Annotated in this window: 2 protein-coding genes; one reads left to right on the forward strand and one right to left on the reverse strand. The window is 41.6% G+C overall.

Annotation, left to right across the window (positions count from 1 at the left end; translation table 11 throughout):
* Positions 1-28: 28 nt before the first annotated feature.
* A complete protein-coding gene (locus HMPREF0549_RS08675) occupies positions 29-445 on the reverse strand; it encodes a helix-turn-helix domain-containing protein (protein ID WP_003717929.1) in 417 nt (138 codons plus the stop codon).
* Positions 446-545: 100 nt separating this feature from the next.
* Between HMPREF0549_RS08675 and HMPREF0549_RS08680 the strand changes: the two genes are divergently transcribed.
* Positions 546-977 carry a Cro/CI family transcriptional regulator gene (locus HMPREF0549_RS08680; protein ID WP_002456141.1) on the forward strand — a complete coding sequence of 144 codons (432 nt, stop codon included), beginning with the start codon at positions 546-548 and terminating at the stop codon, positions 975-977.
* Positions 978-1,034 lie beyond the last annotated feature (57 nt).

The following is a 1,034-nucleotide window of genomic DNA, read 5'->3' on the forward strand; positions in this document are numbered from 1 at the left end:
ACCTTCAACCTCAAGCCAGAATGCAGAATCACTGGCTTTTTTGGTTTGTGCTTACCCATCTCTCCGCATCACCTTTGGTAAAGGTTCTAAGCTTAGGTGAGAACATCCCTGCCTGAACATGAGAAAAAACAGGGTACTCATACTCACTTCTAAGTGACGGCTGCATACTAACCGCTTCATACATCTCGTAGATTTCTCTGGCGATTGAAGGGCTAAATTCTTCAACGCTAACTTTGAGAATTTTTGTAAGCAATGCGGCGTTATAAGCATTTAATGCATTGATGCCATTAAATAAAGCACCAACGCCTGACTGCCCCATCCCCATCTTGTCTGCGACAGATTCCTGGGATAAGCCAAGTTCATTTTTCTTTTTTTCATAAATTGCTTTAAGGCGACGTGCGTCCTCAAGCTGCTCTTGTGTTAATGGTTTCTTTTTTGTGCTCATACGTTAAATCTATCACCGCAAGGGATAAATATCTAACACCGTGCGTGTTGACTATTTTACCTCTGGCGGTGATAATGGTTGCATGTACTAAGGAGGTTGTATGGAACAACGCATAACCCTGAAAGATTATGCAATGCGCTTTGGGCAAACCAAGACAGCTAAAGATCTGACCAAGCGACAGTTTAAAGTGCTGCTTGCCATTCTGCGTAAAACCTATGGGTGGAATAAACCAATGGACAGAATCACCGATTCTCAACTTAGCGAGATTACAAAGTTACCTGTCAAACGGTGCAATGAAGCCAAGTTAGAACTCGTCAGAATGAATATTATCAAGCAGCAAGGCGGCATGTTTGGACCAAATAAAAACATCTCAGAATGGTGCATCCCTCAAAACGAGGGAAAATCCCCTAAAACGAGGGATAAAACATCCCTCAAATTGGGGGATTGCTATCCCTCAAAACAGGGGGACACAAAAGACACTATTACAAAAGAAAAAAGAAAAGATTATTCGTCAGAGAATTCTCATGTTTGACAGCTTATCATCGATAAGCTTTAATGCGGTAGTTTATCACAGTTAAATTGCTAACGC

This window comes from Limosilactobacillus vaginalis DSM 5837 = ATCC 49540, from assembly GCF_000159435.1.
Taxonomy (GTDB): domain Bacteria; phylum Bacillota; class Bacilli; order Lactobacillales; family Lactobacillaceae; genus Limosilactobacillus; species Limosilactobacillus vaginalis.